The sequence below is a fragment of the Phocaeicola dorei genome (genome assembly GCF_013009555.1).
Taxonomy (GTDB): Bacteria; Bacteroidota; Bacteroidia; order Bacteroidales; family Bacteroidaceae; genus Phocaeicola; species Phocaeicola dorei.
Genome location: NZ_CP046176.1, coordinates 4484971 through 4503893, shown reverse-complemented (window position 1 = coordinate 4503893; position 18923 = coordinate 4484971). Strand labels below are relative to the sequence as shown.

At 42.4% G+C, this 18923-nt stretch carries 10 protein-coding genes; 9 read left to right on the top strand and 1 reads right to left on the bottom strand.

Annotated features, from left to right (window positions below):
* Positions 1 to 3 precede the first annotated feature (3 nt).
* From GKD17_RS18610 to GKD17_RS18570, 9 genes are all read left to right on the top strand, one after another.
* The gene (locus tag GKD17_RS18610; RefSeq protein ID WP_007833105.1) at positions 4 to 2844 is read left to right on the top strand and encodes a two-component regulator propeller domain-containing protein; all 2841 of its coding nucleotides are present in this window, start codon (positions 4 to 6) and stop codon (positions 2842 to 2844) included.
* A 211-nt stretch (positions 2845 to 3055) separates the two neighbouring features.
* Complete coding sequence (locus tag GKD17_RS18605) at positions 3056 to 6004, top strand: SusC/RagA family TonB-linked outer membrane protein (protein ID WP_007833107.1); 2949 nt, start codon at positions 3056 to 3058, stop codon at positions 6002 to 6004.
* Between the two features lie 21 nt (positions 6005 to 6025).
* On the top strand, positions 6026 to 7660 hold the full coding sequence (locus GKD17_RS18600; protein ID WP_007833110.1) for a RagB/SusD family nutrient uptake outer membrane protein: 1635 nt from the start codon (positions 6026 to 6028) through the stop codon (positions 7658 to 7660).
* 173 nt (positions 7661 to 7833) lie between these two features.
* Positions 7834 to 10185, top strand: a complete 2352-nt coding sequence (locus GKD17_RS18595; RefSeq protein WP_007833112.1) for a glycoside hydrolase family 127 protein — start codon at positions 7834 to 7836, stop codon at positions 10183 to 10185.
* Positions 10186 to 10326: 141 nt separating this feature from the next.
* Positions 10327 to 11529 (top strand): exonuclease SbcCD subunit D, encoded by a 1203-nt coding sequence (locus GKD17_RS18590; RefSeq protein ID WP_032935739.1) that lies wholly within the window; start codon positions 10327 to 10329, stop codon positions 11527 to 11529.
* Positions 11526 to 14609: an AAA family ATPase gene (locus GKD17_RS18585; protein ID WP_007833120.1), complete on the top strand. Its 3084-nt coding sequence runs from the start codon at positions 11526 to 11528 to the stop codon at positions 14607 to 14609. Before GKD17_RS18590 ends, GKD17_RS18585 begins: the two co-directional genes overlap by 4 nt.
* A 667-nt stretch (positions 14610 to 15276) precedes the next feature.
* Entirely contained in the window at positions 15277 to 15501 is a 225-nt protein-coding gene (locus tag GKD17_RS18580; RefSeq protein ID WP_007833123.1) for a winged helix-turn-helix domain-containing protein, read from the top strand.
* 42 nt (positions 15502 to 15543) lie between these two features.
* On the top strand, positions 15544 to 15807 hold the full coding sequence (locus GKD17_RS18575) for a hypothetical protein (protein WP_007833124.1): 264 nt from the start codon (positions 15544 to 15546) through the stop codon (positions 15805 to 15807).
* A gap of 157 nt (positions 15808 to 15964) precedes the next feature.
* Positions 15965 to 16417, top strand: a complete 453-nt coding sequence (locus GKD17_RS18570) for a hypothetical protein (protein ID WP_007833125.1) — start codon at positions 15965 to 15967, stop codon at positions 16415 to 16417.
* A 1121-nt stretch (positions 16418 to 17538) separates the two neighbouring features.
* On the opposite strand, the gene GKD17_RS18565 is transcribed toward GKD17_RS18570, so the two are convergent.
* Positions 17539 to 18849 (bottom strand): acyloxyacyl hydrolase, encoded by a 1311-nt coding sequence (locus tag GKD17_RS18565; protein ID WP_007833128.1) that lies wholly within the window; start codon positions 18847 to 18849, stop codon positions 17539 to 17541.
* Positions 18850 to 18923 lie beyond the last annotated feature (74 nt).

Genomic DNA, 18923 nt, shown 5'->3' with positions numbered 1-18923 from the left:
TCTATGATTCTAATAGAAAGCACAATGAAATATATATTGACCTTTATACTATCTTTTCTCTCTTTCTTGGTGTGTTCTCAGAACATAACTATTACAGATATTCCTACCATTGACCAGTTGCCGGTAAATGCTATTCATCGTGTTTTCAGAGACAGTGAAGGATATATGTGGTATGGCACGGTGAACGGATTATGTCGTGACGACGGCTATCATGTAAAGGTGTTTCGTTCGGACATTGATACTCCGGGGCTATTAGAGGACAACTTGGTAGAATGTATCGCTGAGGATAAGAAAGGAAATATATGGTTCGGTACAGACAAAGGGGCATATATTCTTAATAAATCGGATTACAGTGTACATCCTATAGATCCGAAGCGTCTGAAGAATATTCCAGTGATGTATCTTTATGCTACCAGTGACGGCTCTATGTGGCTGGGGTATCGCTCTGTATTGGCTAAATATGATACCAACGGGCAGTTGGTTAAAGAATATCCTATCCGGAATGAACACGGAGGAGCCTCCATCTCCGGATTTTGTGAGAGTCGCAACCATGAAATTATTATTTCTGTGTGGAATGGTCGGGTATATCATCTGGACAAAGAAAAAGATGAGTTTATCCCTTATCCCGATAAGATGAGAAGTCGAAATCCTACGGTGATGGTTCAGGATAATGAACAGGATTATTTTTGGTTGGCTACCTGGGGGGATGGCGTGGTACGTTTCGATCCTTCGGCCCCAGGGGATTCCATGTTTGTATACTCTGAAATACCGGTCAATGCGGCCGGTGAGGAGGACGGACTCATCCTCAGTCTGGCACAGGATGATAAACTGGGATATATCTGGTTGACTACCGGCCACGATTTCATGGCTTTGCAAATTCAACCGGACCGGACGTTGAAGCAGTTGAAATTTCCGGCAGGACTTTTGCCTGTCAACCACATGCTGGTAGAGGTCTTGAAAGGAAAGGAATGTTTGTGGGTATCAGCTTTTGACCGTCCTAGTTTCATCCTACATCTGATGGATAATATAACCAAAGATTATGCTTTGCCCGCTTTGGCGGACAGGGTAAACCGCAGTCCGGCCATAATGGCTTTGTGTGATGATGGAGATGGCATGATGTGGATGATGCAGGAACGAACTGGTCTTGCACTGTATGACTTGAAACAGGATAAAGTGAAAATCTATTCGGATTTTCCCGCACTTGCTTCTTTGCCTTTGAATAATGGACGAGAGATGACGAGAGCACGCATCAATAACGGGGTCTGGGTGGCGAAGGATTTGAATAGATGGGTCTATGGCATGGCTCGTCAGGGAATGGAGATGCATCTGAAAGATGTTATCGACTTGAACGGACAGGTGGAACAGAATGCTACAGTGACAAAATTATATGAAGACTCGCATGGAATCTTGTGGATAGGCTTGAGCAAAGGACTTTGTAGCTATGATGTTCGTCAGAAAAGAGTCAAACGGGTTTATCCGGATGTGGGTCATGTGATGGGGATAGTCGAAAATAAGGAAGGACTGATATGGATTTGTACTCAGGACAACGGTTTGTTTCAGACAACGGCAGATGAAAAACTGCGTTCTTTTAAATTAGAAAAGAACTTCTCCTGTCTGTCTATCGCTCCTGATGGGATTTTGTGGTTGGGAACTTGTGACGGAGGGGTCTACTCTTATGACCCTTCAGAGAATAAGTTGCTTTGTTATAATGGGGCCTGCGGCATGAATGGTAATCAGGTGAACCAGATAGTGGCTGATGCATATAATCATATTTGGATTGATACGAACCAGAAACTGATAGAATTTAATCCTCGTAACGGTTCGTTCCGCACCTATCTTACCACGGATGGTTCTATCTTGTTGCATCGCTTTCTTCCCACTGCTGTTTGTCAAGCAAAAGATGGCAATATTTATTGGGGCGGCATTCCGGGTATTTGCATGGTTACTCCATCAAACGGGTTGGAAAGAAAGGCTAGTGCAGTGAAGACCAAGATAACTGATATAAAGTTGCAAGGAGAATCATTGATATTCGGAGATAGAAAGAGTAGCAATTCCATTAACCGGATAGAATTGCATCCCGATGATCAGAATTTGGAAATTAGTTTTTCTTCTCTTAACCACCGTTATGCTTCAAAGATACGCTATGCTTATCGGTTGATAGGAGTGGACAAAGCGTGGGTATATGTGGAAGGTGGAAAAAACTCGGCTTTTTATAATCATCTGAGTAAGGGCACTTATACTTTTCAGGTGAAAGCGACGGATGAAAATGGTCTTTGGAGTAAAGAGGTAACTGAACTGACTATCCGACGCCTTCCTGCTTTTTATGAAACTTGGTGGGCGTATTTGTTCTATGTATTGATAGTGATGGGTGTATCCGGTTATAGTCTGTATCTTTATCTGAAGCGCGTGGACCGTAAGAATAATGAAATGTGGGCGGACAGCAAGGAGATGATTAAAATGCGTATTTATTTGGATAGTAAGGTGAATTTGCCTGAACCTGAGTTTGTACAACTGGACAAACTTCTATTGGAGAAAGCGGTAAAAGCCGTGGAAGATAACCTTACTGAGCCTGATTTTGATGTGACAGCTCTAGCTGATGCCATGAATATGTCCCGTTCTACTTTGACCCGTAAATTGAAAGCCATAACAGGTCGAACTCCATTGGATTTTATCCGGAACATCAAGATGAAGCATGCCAGACACATGTTGGAAGATAAAGACAAAAGTGTAACAGAGGTTGCCGCTACGTTGGGGTATTTTAATCGGAAGTATTTCACCACTTGCTTTAAAGAGGAATTTGGAATGACTCCCAGTGAGTTCCAGAAATCACAACACGAAGAATAAACATCTTCCTGTCCTTTAATTGTTGCAAATAGGGGGTACAAATGCGTCAAGTTATAGCTAGAGCCATTTGTATCCCCTGTTAGCATGGTTCTTCACCTGTATTTCTATTTCCTATTTCATTCTTTTGCCACAACCTTTTACGGGGAGAAAAACACATCTTCTTCATTCATTCCCGCAGTAAAGGTATGTATAACTTTAAATTTAATATAGAATGAAACATTTGTTTTTGTTGCTTACTCTGTTAAGCTTTTCATTAACAGCCTTAGCCCAGCAAAAAGTGACGGGTAAGGTGAAGGATTCTTCCGGCGAGCCTGTCATAGGAGCCAGTGTTGTCGTAAAAGGCAATAATACCATGGGAACGATTACGGATTTTGATGGAAACTTTATGTTGGATGTTCCTACAAAGAGTGTATTGGTTATTTCTTATATTGGTTATGTCACTCAGGAAGTTCCGACAGTAGAAAAAAAATCATTAGAGATTATTTTAAAAGAGGATACCAAGACCTTGGACGAAGTGGTGGTGATTGGTTACGGTACACAGCGTAAAGGGGATGTAACCAGTTCTGTAGCTAGTGTGAAAGCCGATAACTTTGTAAAAGGAGCCGTGAAGGATGTGGGACAGCTGATTCAAGGAAAAGTAGCCGGTCTGGCTATCACAAATCCTAATGGTGACCCGACGGGAAGTACTCAGATACGTCTTCGTGGTACAAATACCATTGGTGGAGCCAATACAGCCCCCTTGGTGTTGATTGATGGAATTCCGGGCGAACTCGGTACTGTGGCTCCGGAAGATGTGGAGAGTGTGGATGTGCTGAAGGACGGTTCTGCTGCCGCTATCTATGGTACGCGCGGTACGAATGGTGTGATTTTGATTACTACCAAACAGGCTAAAGGAGTGGATATCAACCAGGTGGAGTATAATGGTTACGTCAGTACTTCTCTTATTGCCAAGAAATTGGATATGTTGAATGCGGATGAGTTCCGTACCCTTTATCCCGACCAGGATCATGGGGCTGATACGGACTGGATTGATGAGATTAGCCGTACGCCGATCAGCCACGTTCACAACTTGTCATTGATGGGTGGTAACTCAAAGACTAATTATATTGCCAATTTGAACTATGCTTCTCGTCAAGGGATCATGAAAAAATCAGATTTCGAAAGTTTTCAAGGACGTATTGAGGTGACTCACCGTATGTTTGATGATAAGTTGAAATTGAAATTCGGTTTGTTTGGTAAGAAAAATCAAATGGAATCTACAACTAGTGGGGGTAGCTTCAGAGGTTGGGTATATGGTCAGGCAACTCGTAGAAACCCGACTGATCCGGTAAGAAATGAGGATGGTACATGGAATGAGAATGTGAGCAAATTCGAATATGAGAATCCGTTGGCTTTGTTGTATGAGGCTGAAGGAAATGTAAAAAAGACTCAGTTGCGTTACAATGGAAATATTGTTTATAATCCTATCAAAGATTTGACTCTTTCTGCCGTATTCTCTTATATTCGTGACAATATGAACCGTGGCTACGGCGAGACTTTGAGCCATATTTCTGCTTTGCGTGATGGATTGGCAGGTTGGTCTTCGGTAGGTGCTTATACCAAGATGGAGAAGTTGATGGAACTTACTGCACAATATAACAAAGAAATCGGTGCGCATAAATTCAGTGTCTTGGGTGGTTATAGTTACAATGAAACAGATTTTGAAGAACTTTGGATTGATAACTATGGTTTTCAGGATGATTATTTTGGCGGATGGCATAATATTGGCATCGGTTCTGCTTTGAAAGACGGTAAAGCGAACATCGGCTCAAAGAAAACTCCTACAAATTTGATCGGCTTTTTCGGTCGTGCCACCTATTCATTCAAGAATCGTTATTTGTTGATGGGAGCCCTTCGTTATGAAGGAGCCAGTCAGTTATGGGGTACTGATAATGCATGGGGACTTTTCCCGTCCGTATCTGTAGGATGGAGAATTACCGAAGAAGCATTTATGAAGAATCAGAAGATTTTTGATGACTTGAAACTTCGTGTGGGATATGGTGTGACAGGTTCACAGCCTAAAGATCCTTTTCTGGGTGTGGCTATGTTGAAATACGGATCGTATGCTTTTGTAAATGGAAATTGGATACAGACCATCGTTCCGGCATCCAACCCGAATCCTGATTTGAAATGGGAGGAAAAGAAAGAAACTAATATTGGTTTGGACTTCGTTTCATGGGGTGGCCGTTTGTCCGGTTCTATTGATTATTATAACCGTGATGTGGATGGCTTGATATACGAATATGGAGTACCGACTCCTCCGAACTTGTATAATAAGACAATGGCCAATGGGGGTACAATGAGAAATCGTGGTGTGGAAGTGTTGGTGACTGTGGTTCCTGTTCAGAATAAAGATTTTGAATGGAGCACTACCGGAACATTCTCTTTGAACTCTAATAAGCTAATCAGTTTGTCTGGCAGTATCTTTAAGTCGGATTACGACTATTTTAATACGGGTACAGTGGAATACTCCGGTCAGGTAGCCGATTCTCACAGAGTACAGGTGGGTGAAAGTATCGGTAATTTCTATGGCTTTAAAGTAGTGGATGTAGACAGTGAAGGGCGTTGGATCTATGAAGACAGGAATGGTGAGCTGGTGAACTATAAGGACTTTACCCATGCTCCTGAAGATAAACATGTGATTGGTAACGGTCTTCCTAAATGGTATGCAGGATGGAACAATACTCTTCGTTATAAAAACTTCGACTTGAATGTGACTATGCGTGGCGCGTTTGGCTTCCAGATAATCAATGGTGGACGTATGAATTACGAGAATGTAAAGAACAGCCGTTTTGAAAATCGTTTGAAATCTGTGAATGACTTGGTGTTTGGCAAGCATACGTTGAGCCCGGAAGTGGAACCGGAATTCAACAGCTATTATGTAGAAGATGGTGACTACTGGAAGATTGACAATATAACCTTGGGATATAGTTTCGGTCAGGTAGGTAAATATATAAAGTCACTCCGTATCTATGGTTCGGTATTGAATGCTTTGACTATAACCGGATATAAAGGTATTGATCCGGAAGTATCAACAGACGGCTTGACTCCGGGATATGATACACGTGACAGATATCCGAGTGTGCGCTCATTTACTTTCGGCGTTAATGTGAAATTTTAATGAACTAAAAAGGAATTGAAGATGAAAACAAATATAAAATTATGGACAATGGGACTGATGACAGCCGCATTGTTGGGAAATACAGCTTGTACTGATTTACTGCATGAGAGTTATGGGCAGGTAGTGTCTGAGGATTACGTGCCGAAAACGGAGGAAGATGTCAGTTATCTGGTAAATGCCGCTTATATACCTTGGCGCGAAACGTTATTGCAATGGAACGGAGTGGTTCGTGCACAGGAATTATGTGCGGATCAGGATGTTCTTCCCGCTCGCGATGGTATTGGATGGGTAGACGGTTATATCTATAAAAGATGGCATCAGCATACTTGGACTACCGAGGATGACGGTGTACTTCAAGGATGGGAACGCACGTACAATGGTGTGAATACCTGTAACCGTATTTTATCTCAGATAGAAGAAGGTGTGATCAGTGTGGATGGAGAAACGAAAGAAAAGTTGATTGCCGAATTGAAAGTACTGAGGGCTTCCTATTATTATATTTTGATTGATTTGTATGGTAATGTGCCCATTGTGACAGACTTTAAAGATACTTCATTACCGCAACAGTCTACTCGCAAAGAGGTCTTTGACTTTATTGTGAAAGAAATAACAGAGAATATGGATTTGTTGTCCGAAACGCCGAGAGGTTATTATTATGGACGTTTCAATAAGTGGGCGGCCCATGCATTGCTGGCTAAAATATATTTGAATGCTGAAGTCTGGTCGGGTACTGCTCAGTGGCAGAAATGTATCGACGAGTGTGATATCGTGATTAATTATGCCGAGAAGTCCGGAGAATATGCATTGGAAAATAATCAGAAGGATGTTTTTGTAACGCATAATGAGAATTCCAAAGAAATAATCTTTGCATTGCCGTTTGATGAAATTTATGTGACGGGATGGAATGATTTTGATTTCCACATGTACACTTTAGCACCTGAAAACCAGGAAACCTATCAGTTGACTGCACGTCCTTGGGGTGGTGTGTGTGCAGTGCCTCAGTTTATTAATTCTTTTGATAAGGATGACGCACGTTTGGAGGCTAACTATATTCAAGGCCAGCAATATACCTATTCCGGTGAAATCTTGAAGCGTAGTATTGATGGAAAGCCATTGATTTATACGGTAGATGTCCCTTCTGTTGACCAGTCGGATGTGGATGATGGTTTCCGTTGGGGTAAGTTTGAATATGCCACCGGTATAACAAACCGCTTGAGTAATGACTGGCCGTTGTTACGTTATGCAGATGTATTGATGATGAAAGCGGAGTCATTGATGCGTTTGGGCAAATCGGGAGCAGGTGCTTTGGTGACTCAAGTACGTGAACGCGCCTTTAAGAATGATCCTGAAAAATCGCAAGTTACAGATGCAGAATTGATGGGAGGAAGTGTATATGATTATGGCCGAAGAGATAGTTATAAGGCAGAACATGATGGTGGAGCGGATATTAAATATGGTCGTTTCCTTGATGAGTTAGGTTGGGAGTTTTGTCAGGAAGGACGCCGCCGTCAGGATATGATTCGTTTTGGAATCTTCACCACGAAAGCTTGGTTCTCTCATGATAAGAGTGATGAAACCAAAAATCTGTATCCTATTCCAAATAAAGTATTGTTGACCAATAGCAATCTGAAACAGAATCCGGGATATTCTAAATAATCAGGTTATTTCATCCGGTGGAATTTACTTTGGATTTTCACAAAATAGTTCCATCGGATGCTCTTTGTTTAATCATAGGTTGTTCAATAGGATTTTTTTAAGGAGTAAAAGATTGTTTTCATTTATTCCATTAATTTTGCAAGGAAATAAGACTTTGAAATAAACCCCTAATTATGAATTTACTTAAAATCATTTTGTCCACTTCCGCTTTTGCCATAGCTTCAGTAGCTTTGCATGCTCAGTTGCCCACAAAAGTAGAAAGTTTTCCGGTTAGGGATGTGCGGCTCACCGCCAGCCCTTTCAAACATGCAGAGGATATGGATATCCGTTATTTGCTGGGAATAGACCCCGATCGTTTGTTGGCTCCTTATTTGAAGGAGGCTGGCCTGTTCCCTAAAGCAGAAAATTATACTAATTGGGAAAATACAGGACTGGACGGACATATTGGCGGACATTATTTGTCGGCCCTTTCCTATATGTATGCCGCTACAGGCAATCAGGAGATCAAGGTTCGTTTAGATTATATGATAAGTGAACTGAAACGTTGTCAGGATGCCGCCGGTGACGGTTATCTGTGCGGAGTTCCAAACGGGCGCAAAATGTGGAAAGAAATAGAAGAAGGGAACATTCGTGCCTCCGGTTTCGGACTGAACGATCGTTGGGTTCCTCTTTACAATATTCATAAAATGTATGCCGGCCTTCGTGATGCAACTCTTCAGACAGGTAGTAAGGAAGCAAAAGAAATGTTGGTGAAACTCACTGACTGGATGATTCGTCTGATATCCAAACTGAGCGATGAACAGATACAGGATATGTTGCGCAGCGAACATGGAGGACTGAATGAAACATTCGCCGATGTAGCCGCTATCACTGGCGACAAACGTTACTTGAAACTAGCTCATCAGTTCTCTCATCAGACTGTGTTGCAGCCTTTATTGAAACAAGAGGATAAATTGACCGGCATGCACGCCAATACCCAAATACCGAAAGTGATAGGTTTCAAACGTATTGCCGATTTGGAAGGCAATCGGGACTGGAGTGAGGCTGCCCGTTATTTTTGGGAAACAGTAGTAGACCATCGCAGTATCACCATCGGAGGTAACAGTGTGCGTGAGCATTTTCATCCGGCTGATGATTTCAGCAGTATGCTCACCAGTGAACAGGGGCCTGAAACTTGTAACACTTATAATATGCTCCGCCTTACAAAAATGTTGTATGAAACGAGTGCGGACGCTCATTTGATGGATTATTACGAACGGGCGCTTTATAATCATATCCTTTCCACACAAGATCCTGTACAAGGTGGTTTTGTTTATTTCACCCCGATGCGTGCCGGTCATTATAGAGTCTACTCGCAACCTCAGACCAGTTTCTGGTGTTGTGTGGGATCGGGGATGGAAAATCATGCCCGCTATGGTGAAATGATTTATGGACACAAGGATAATAATCTGTATGTCAATCTTTTCATTCCCTCTACCTTGCGTTGGGGAGATATCCATATTGAGCAACAAACGGCTTTCCCCGATGAGGAAGGGACAACTCTTGCTGTTTCTCCGGAAAAGGGAGAGAAGGAATTCGCACTTCTTTTCCGTGTTCCCGAATGGACGAATCCGGAAGCATTACGCTTGTCTGTCAACGGTGAACAACAGAAAGTAACGGTCAAAGAGGGATATGTTAGCTTGAACCGTACTTGGTCAAAAGGTGACAAAGTGAGATTGGAACTGCCGATGCATCTGCGTGCCATTGCATTGCCGGATGGTTCTGCCAACTATTCCATCTTATACGGACCGATTGTGCTGGCCGCCCAATTGGGCAAGCAAAATCAGGATGGTATGTTCGCCGATGACAGTCGTGGCGGACACATAGCCGCCGGGCCCCGTCTGCCTTTACAAACGATGCCTGTCATGGTGGGGGATAAGAATGATATTCTCTCTCATCTGAAGAAAGTGGAAGGCAAACCGTTGACATTTGCGTTGACCGGAGTCTATCCCGAACGTTATGAGGGCATGATTGTGGAACCGTTTTTCCGTTTATACGAGTGCCGGTATATGGTTTATTGGCCCGTCCTGTCCAAACAGGAGTTGCAGGCAAGGCAGGAACAGTTAGCGAAAGAAGAGAAGGAACGTGCTGCATTGGATGGTATTACTACCGACAAGGTGATTTGTGGGGAACAGCAACCGGAAAGCGACCATTTCATCCGGATGGAGAACTCTCGTACGGGGGATGATGAAGGTGTTCATTGGCGCGAGACAACCGGTTGGTTCAGTTATCGTATGAAGACGAATGGAAAACCTGTTCATAAGGTCCGTATCCTGTTCCGTCCTGAGATTCGTAAGGATGCAAAAGTATGGATAAACGGGCAGGAAGTAGGTAAATTAGCTGACAAACCAGCTTCGGATTTGTCGGTTGGCATAGTTGACGTGCCTGTATCTATGCAATCTGATGATCAGTTGGAAATAAAGATTGGTAGAGGAAATGAGAAAGTGACTCCGCATATTTATGAGGTGCGGTTGGTGACTGAATAAATACATGCTTTAAAGTAATAAAAACGATCATGTCTTATGGGTATGATCGTTTTTTATTTCTTTTTATAAATGAAGTACCTGTTTGCTATCTGTCTTTCCGAAAAGATTCTCTATTTTTGCAGGAAACAAACCGAACAGCTAATGAAAATTCTCCATACAGCAGACTGGCATCTGGGCCAGACTTTTTATGAATATGACCGCCGGGAAGAGCATTTCCATTTTCTAGAATGGCTGAAACAGCAGATAAAACAGCATGAAATAGATGTATTGCTGATAGCAGGCGATGTATTCGACAGCCCAAATCCTTCAGCAGAATCTCAACGAGTGTATTATCGTTTTTTAAGAGAAGTCACATCTGAGAACCCTTCTTTACAAATTGTCATCATTGCCGGAAATCATGACTCGGCAGCTCGTCTGGAGGCCCCCAATCCTTTATTGGAGGATATGAATATCATTGTTCGTGGCACGGTGCGGCGCAATGCGGAAGGCGACATAGATCTGCAACACCTCATTGTTCCCCTTTATACAGAAGGAAAAGTGACCGCTTATTGTCTTGCCGTTCCCTATCTGCGTCAGGGTGATTACCCTTCGGCAGAAAATTACTCAAAGGGAGTCCAGCAGCTTTATGAACAGCTTTTCAACAAAGTGAAAGAGAAGGGAATTCCCGTTGTCGCCATGGGGCATCTGCAAGCCACAGGCTCGGAAATCTCGGAAGACGACCGGTCGGAACGTACTGTTATCGGCGGCTTGGAATGTGTATCCCCCGATACCTTTAATGAAGCCATTACTTATACCGCATTGGGGCATCTGCATCGCTCCCAACGTGTATCCCATCGGGAGAATGTGCGTTATTCCGGAACTCCTATGCCTATGTCTTTTGCTGAGAAGAATAATGCATCCGGTGTAGTCATGATAACGATAGATACGGAGGGTACAAATATTGAAAAATTGGAATTCCAGCCGTTGGCCGGTTTAGTAAGTATCCCCCCCGAAGCTCGTCCGTTGGAAGAAGTGTTGCAAGTCATTGGTGAATTGCCTGACGGTGATGTCACGTTGCATTCACCTTATCTGGAAATCAAGATCTTAATGACTGAACCCGAGCCTTCTTATAAATATAAGATTGAGGAGGCCTTGAAAGGGAAAGCAGTCCGTTTGGCACGCATCGCCGCCATGCTTCCACAGAAAAAGGCAAGTGGCATTGCCGCCACTTCCTATGAGGGATTGCAGACCATCCGTCCGCTGGATATGGCACTGGATGTTTTTAAACGAAAATATGGAGGGACGGAGATGCCCGATACCATGAAACAATTGTTGGAAAGTGTGATCAAGGAGGCCGGAATATGAAAATAGTAGCGATAAGAGGGAAGAATCTAGCCTCATTGGAAGGCGAATTTGTTATTGACTTTACCGTTGAGCCTTTATGTTCGGCAGGTATATTCGCCATTACAGGCAGTACCGGAGCCGGAAAGTCAACCTTGTTGGATGCCTTATGCTTGGCCTTGTTTGATTGTACGCCGCGTATGAACAAGGCGAAAGAGAATAACGTTTCTGTTATGGATGTCGCCGACAGGGGAATTGCTCAAAACGACAGCCGTTCCATCCTTCGTCGGGGTACGGCCGAAGGTTATTCGGAAGTGGACTTTGTAGCTTTGACAGGGGAGGTTTTCCGCTCACGTTGGACGGTGCGACGTTCGCGTGGCAAAGTGGATGGTTCCTTGCAAAAAGTGGAAATGACATTGACTAACCTCACTTCAGGAGTAGAACAGCAAGGAACAAAGACAGAATTATTATCTCACATCAGTAAATTAATCGGGCTTTCTTTTGAACAGTTTAACCGTTCTGTATTGCTGGCTCAAGGTGACTTTGCCACCTTCCTGAAGGCTCGTCAGACTGACAAAGCCGAAATCTTGGAAAAGTTGACCGGAACCGAAATTTACTCACGTATCTCTGCTTCCATCTATGAACGCACCAAGCGGGCGGAAGGTGAATATAAATTATTGCAAGAACGTATCAAAGGCATTGAGTTGTTGACAGAAGAGCAATTACAGCAACTTTCAGCTGAAAAGGAAGAATTACAAGTTCGCTTGTCCGTTTCGAAGAAAAAAGAGGAAACCCTGTCCGGCAAGTTGAAATGGCTGGAAGAAGAAGGACGCTTGAATACAGGTTGCATACAGGCGGAAGAAACACTTTCGGTTGTCAGAAAAGAAATAGAAGCAGCCCGTCCGCGTTATGAACTGTTGTCCCGTATAGAGCAAGCGCAGGATATCCGCGATGTGTATATGGAACAGCGTAATGCCCGGCAACAGACTACTGCCGGACGTTCCCGATTGAACGAAATACAGGTTGCCATACAGAAAAATGCTGCTTTGCAAACTTCCGCGACCGCACAGTGGGAAGCTGCTCAGAAGGCGCAAACGGAATTCAAGGCTTATCTGTTACAACAAGAACCACAATTGGATAAGGCTAGAGCATTGGATGTGCAATTGGCAGAAAATAGAAAACAACTGGTGGAAAGCCGGAAGGAAGTGGCTTTGGCATTACAAGCTAAGGATAATTTGCATCAATCTATCTGTAGGACTGAAAAGGAAATAAGTCTGTTGGCAGAGAAGCAAAACATTTTGCAAACTTGGTTTGAGCGATATACTGCTTATTCCCAACTTATTCCGGCTGTTGAATTGATAACCAGTTTGCTTAGTAATTTGGAAATAGCAAAGACGCAGACTCTGTCGAATCAGCAGTTGCTGGAGAAAGTAAGGAATGCGAATGAAATGGAGGAACAACGTTTGAAATCCGTACAACAAGAGGCCGAGCGCCTGAACCGTCTGTTGCCGGCAGAAGTTCTGTTGCTCCGTGCGCAGTTGGAGGAGGGAAAACCTTGCCCTGTTTGCGGCAGTCTTCATCATCCGATGAGGGAACAGATCAATGTCCAATCCTTGCAGGAAGAAGAACTGAACCGTGCCAAAGAACAGGTTGCTAAGGAAATGGAACAACTGAAGAATACGTTGAATGCCCGTCAACTGGAGATGGCCCGTCTGTCCACCTTGATTGAGAATTATACAGTACAAAGTGAAGATATCTTGAAAAAAGTTGAAACCTGCGTTTCCATTATTCCTACCTGGAAGGATTTATTGGAGCAGGGAACGTTGAAACGTTATGTCCAGCAATTCGGCAGGCAATGGAATACCCGTCTGCAGGAGCAGACCGAAATAAAAGAGGCTCTTACCTCAAAATCTGCCCAAAGGGATAGTTTGAAAAATGAAGAGGCGAATGCTATTCGTTTGTACGAAGAGAAAAAACAGAAAGAAGAAAAGCAACAGACTGAACTGGAAGAACGCACTTGTCTGCGCGCCTCTCTGTTGAATGGTGAACTTACCGAAAAGGTCGTTGCAAACAATGTTAAACGACAAAAGGAATTGGAACAACAACAGGAAAAAGCAATGAACTTGCATCATTCTCTAACCGTACAAGCAGAATCTTACAAAGGGCAGATCGCGCAGTTGGAAAAGGAATTAGTCCGTCTGACTGCTGTTTTGCAACAAGACGAGTTGAAAATAAACGAGTGGCTCACTCTTCAAAAGGAAACGTATGCCGAGTTGGAACAATTGCTTTCCAAAGACAAAAACTGGATACTGGCTGAAAAACAAGCATTGAGTGCATTGAAAGAGAAGGAAACCGTTTTTCAGGCAGTCCTTTCAGAGCGAAGACAGAAAAAGGAGGAACATCAGCAAGCTCCCTTGAAACCGGATACCACGGAGAGCAGGGAGTCGCTGGCTGAAACATTGACAGCCTGCACCGCCGCCAAAGAAGCGGAAACCGGGCGCTTGGCCCAAATAGAAGTGACGATACAGAATCATATAAAAGGTAAAGAACGCATAGCCGGCATTAAGAAGGAATTGGAGGAGAAAACTTCCATCTACGAGAATTGGGCGAAACTGAATGAGTTGTTCGGTTCCCAAACGGGGACTAAGTTTAAGGAAATAGCTCAAGGCTATACGCTCGATGTTCTTTTACTTTATGCCAACAGGCATTTGCAGGATCTTGCCCCCCGTTATGAATTGCAGCGTATTCCGGACACGCTGGCCTTGCAGATTGTGGATCTTGATATGATGGGTGAGGTACGTAGTGTCCATTCCCTTTCGGGTGGGGAGTCTTTCTTGGTATCTCTCGCTTTGGCATTGGGCTTGTCTTCCTTATCCTCCAACCGGATGAATGTGGAGTCGCTGTTTATTGACGAAGGTTTCGGATCATTGGATATGGACACCCTGCGCATTGCGATGGATGCTTTGGAACGGTTGCAGATGCAAGGGCGTAAGATAGGGGTGATTTCCCATGTGGCGGAGATGACGGAACGTATCCCCGCGCAGGTGCAGGTGGTGAAGACCGGAAGCGGAAGAAGCAAGGTGCAGGTGATGGGACAAATATAAGGATTGGGCTCCATTACAGATGATGAGTTATAAAGGCAAGTTATAAGGATAGAATGTAGCAAATGATATTCTATGTGGAAATATCTGTCATATTTCGTGTATGTGAAAATGCTTTGTATGATTTGGTTATGAATTGTTTAAAAAAATGTTTTCAAACAAAAAACTCAAAAAAAGTTCTTGACATTGTTGTTTTTTTGGTAAAATACATGTATGTTTGGAATGTTCATCAAAATGGACAAGGAATTATAAACAAAAGCGTTTAGCTGGTTCTGTATAAGTGAAAAGTCGAAATTTCCCGGAAAGTACCAAGAACAGCCATACGTTCAGCCTGCAATATTTAGCGGGGGGCGTTTCCTGTTTGTACCAAAGGCTTCGACTCCCGCACTTATAGACGAGGTTAATGCCCTTCCGCTTTTAATTTAGATGGGTTTGCACATAGGGCACAAGCCTGGAGATTATATTATGACAAAAATAAACACGTGCAAATCTCGCTCTTACCTGAAAAGTATTATCAAACATTGGAACTCCACTGAAAAGAAATTTCCAATACAAGGCTGATATATAGATTCATGTGTCTGGTCTATATGTCATAAGTATCTGGTTTTTTCCTGGAAACCGATATTACTTCATATATAAATTCAATTCGGAACTACTTATAAATAAGATCATGGATAAGAAATCTGTAAAAATCAATGCTGAAAAAATATGGTATACACTGAATGAGGTGAAGTCTGTTTCAATATCCGAACTTGCAAGGATACTTAACCTGAGTATTGAAAGTACTGCATTGGCTGTCGGTTGGCTGGTATGTGAAAATAAAGTTTTCATAGGAAGTAAAAACGGACAGATTGAAATCTGTAGTGAAAATACCTATAATTTCTGTTTCGGTTAAATTGAAAGATATGTTGCAATGAATAAGAACGGTTCGGTATAAATGCTGGACAATCAGATGAAAGCTGCCCCTTACCGTTTTTACAGGCATTGTACAATAGATGAAGATGGAATCATGACTTGTCATGCTGGAAGTGGCAGTGAACTGAATATTTCTGAGGAAGTGTTTGAATTCCGTCTTAGAGATATGGAATCCCTGAACTGGATGATGAGAAAGGCCAGACTGGAAGGACGAAAAATCAGACCGGCCTCTCTTGATGAGAGATATTTTGACAACTTGCTAAATTATAAAAGATTCCAGTATTAATGGTATGATTGCTGGCGCAGACCTTTTATGCCTCGCTTTTATTATAATATAAGAATGAAAGCGTGTCCTGATTGATGAAAAAGACAACAAGGAGGGACTTGAACAGATTATTTTATATATCGGTATAGTATTCAATAAAATAAAAAAGTGACGGACTATGAAAAAAACATTAATTGGATTATTGGGCTCGACAGTTATATGCGTACTGTTTCTTGCAGGTTGTATTGATGAACATTACGGGGAGGATAGCAATACCATTGTTACCAATCTGACCGGCTATGCATGGGAGAGAACATTTCAGATACGTACTGAGGATGGCAGGGATGCGGAAGTCTGTGAACATTATGAGTTCGGGCTGAATGGTAAGGCTTCCTGTAAATCACGGACGACATGTGATGGCGAGGAAGTGGAAGAGCATGTACATTATTTCCGGTATGATTTTATCACTCCCAATAACAGATATCTTCTTCTGGATTACTGCTACTGGCAGATTGACAGGATCAGTTCTTCAGTATTGAGCATATATGAAACCTCTGACAATCCTGTGATTGTGATGGGGCAGACCAGGGAATATAAGAGTTTCTCGGCTGTTCCGTTGGGGAATGACTGATGCGCTATGTTTGATGTGTTTTTAGGAACAGAGGCGTTACAGGCATAAGTGAGGGAAAAATATGATTTTTGTCTCCATATTGAATCACTGTTTTTACTTATGAGAATCGGACCGGTGTTTTTGATGGGATTTTGTATTCAGAAATTCCACATCAAAGACAAGGATGTTTTTTAAAAAGATCAAGAGCTTTTAAAAAAAGAACAGGAGCTTTTTCAAAAACAACAGGATGTTTTGATGTTTTTCCACTCGTATTGTATAACATGGCAAAACACCTTGTTTTTCTTTCAGAAGTTTCAGTCTCTCCGCAAACGTCCTGTTCATCGGCTTTTCGGCTGAAGGATATGCACGATAAAATCCTTCAGCCGAAAAAGATCTTTCAGCGTGACAGGGTAAGCGATGTCGTATTGTTTGGTTTTCTATCGGTGTTCGGATTCACCTTTATACATTTATTGACCACGGCTGAAAGAAAGAACTACGCAGTTGAAGGATCTCAGTGCATCAATCTGTCAGCCGGAATGCCGATGAATAGGACGTTTGCGGAGAGGCTGAAACTTCTGAAGGTTTTTGGGGGGATTCTCCGGGAGAGGGGGATTTCTTTTCAAAAGATGGATACGCATATCAAAAAGAACGTAAGAAGACTTTGCATACTTGCCGCAAGTTTTTCGGAATCTTGTAGCAGGATTTGCAGATTCTTGGTATAGGAATATCTTGTTTGATTTTATTGTTGTCTGGTAAAAATGCCGAAGTTTCCCAAAAACGGTCCAGGCTTGCGATAAACAGATTCGGTTTTAATGGTAAACAAATATGATTGTATCTGATACAAAGGTAGTAATTTCCTGCCAACGGGCAAAATTTTAATATAAAAAGGGGTAATTGCTTTACGCCGATCAATAGTTGTATGGAAAAATAATATCTTTACAACTTTGTTCAGATTTAAGGTGTTGAACTATATACTGGTCATACTAGGAGTATGTGAGAGATAATATATTCAGGTGATTGTTATCGTCCGTGAGGTGAAAAATCAAGGATTTATCAAATAAACATGTAACTTATTTGATATATATATTCCGATAATTTCAGTATATTTTGTAGAATGTGTCTGTGCAAACTAGACGTAGCATCTATCGTCTGTGAAAAGTTGGATACTTATTATTGAACCTGAATCCGAATCCCAGCATCAGATAGTTAGGATCATGGAAATCCTGTAAATTATATCCGATATGAAGGAATGAGCTGCGCGTAACTTCTATCTTTAGTGCCAATATCTGGTAGAAAGATTTTAAATCTCCGCCTGCATGAATCACATTTGTACCTAATCCTATTCCAACTGTGAAGTAAGGCATTACGTACTCGGCACGTCCCGAAACTCCTAGGGCTAATTGTTTGCCGGCAGACGGCTTGAGGAATTCGTCACCGTATCCGTCCGGACTATATACATTCGCACTGCCGTCATAAACACCGTCCAATGAAATACCTGCACGGAACTTATATCCGAAATTATACATCGGCGCGAAATTAAATCCAAGTACCGGATAAGCTTCAGGAGAAGCAACCATTTGTCCTTCGCCAATAGTTACTCCTTTTCTGCGCCATGAACCGAACAATACCAAGTCATAACTGATATGACGGGGGAATTTAGGTACGGGTGATTGATATAGAGGTTTTGCAAAACATTCTTCTTTTCTGTTAATATTGTAGACCAATCCTACTTTTAGTCCGATGGAATTGAGTCCCGCATTCGGGAATTTTGTATTACCGTTAGAGAAATGCGTCACTGCCACACCTGTTGTGAAATCAAATTTGGGAGAGAGCATCCAGTTGAAATAGAAGTTTGTATTCAGATAGGCGTTTACTTTTGAACCTATCACCTTATTATATGGGTTCAAATCACTGTGATATGGTTTCCAGCCAAATGAAGCGCCGAAGTTCCATTCATAGTTTAACGACAATCGTTGGTTGAAACGGGCGATACGCGCTCCTTGAAATAAATAGACAGTAAGCGGGTTGCCCAACTGCGGCTTCTCATACATATTGTAGTAGGCCACACCGATACCTTGATAGGCTCCTCTGTAAATACGGTCGGTATAGGTGTTCGGATGAAATTGGAATGAGTATTTCAAGTGAAGCGACAGGGAATTCTCTATGGGTTTCCAATTCAGATTTTCTCCTCTGAAAAAGGAACTGGTGGGGAAAATATATCCGGGACGTGCCTCAATGCCGATACGGTGGATAAAGTGACGTTTTAATGACAGAGAATCTACATAAAGCCGGTCGGGGATGTTGGTTTTGTCTGAAATGGAAACTTCTGTTGTGTCTATAGGGATTCCCTCTGTATAATGATTGATTTTGTCTTCAGCAAAGGTCATGTTACTTAAGAACAGTAATGCACCCAGAAGTATCATGAATTTCCATTTTTGTATTGTGCCTTTCATATGCCGTGTAATGTTTTTGTGTTTTTTACTGATCTATTGTATGGTCTGAATTTTTTATTTGTGGCACAAATATA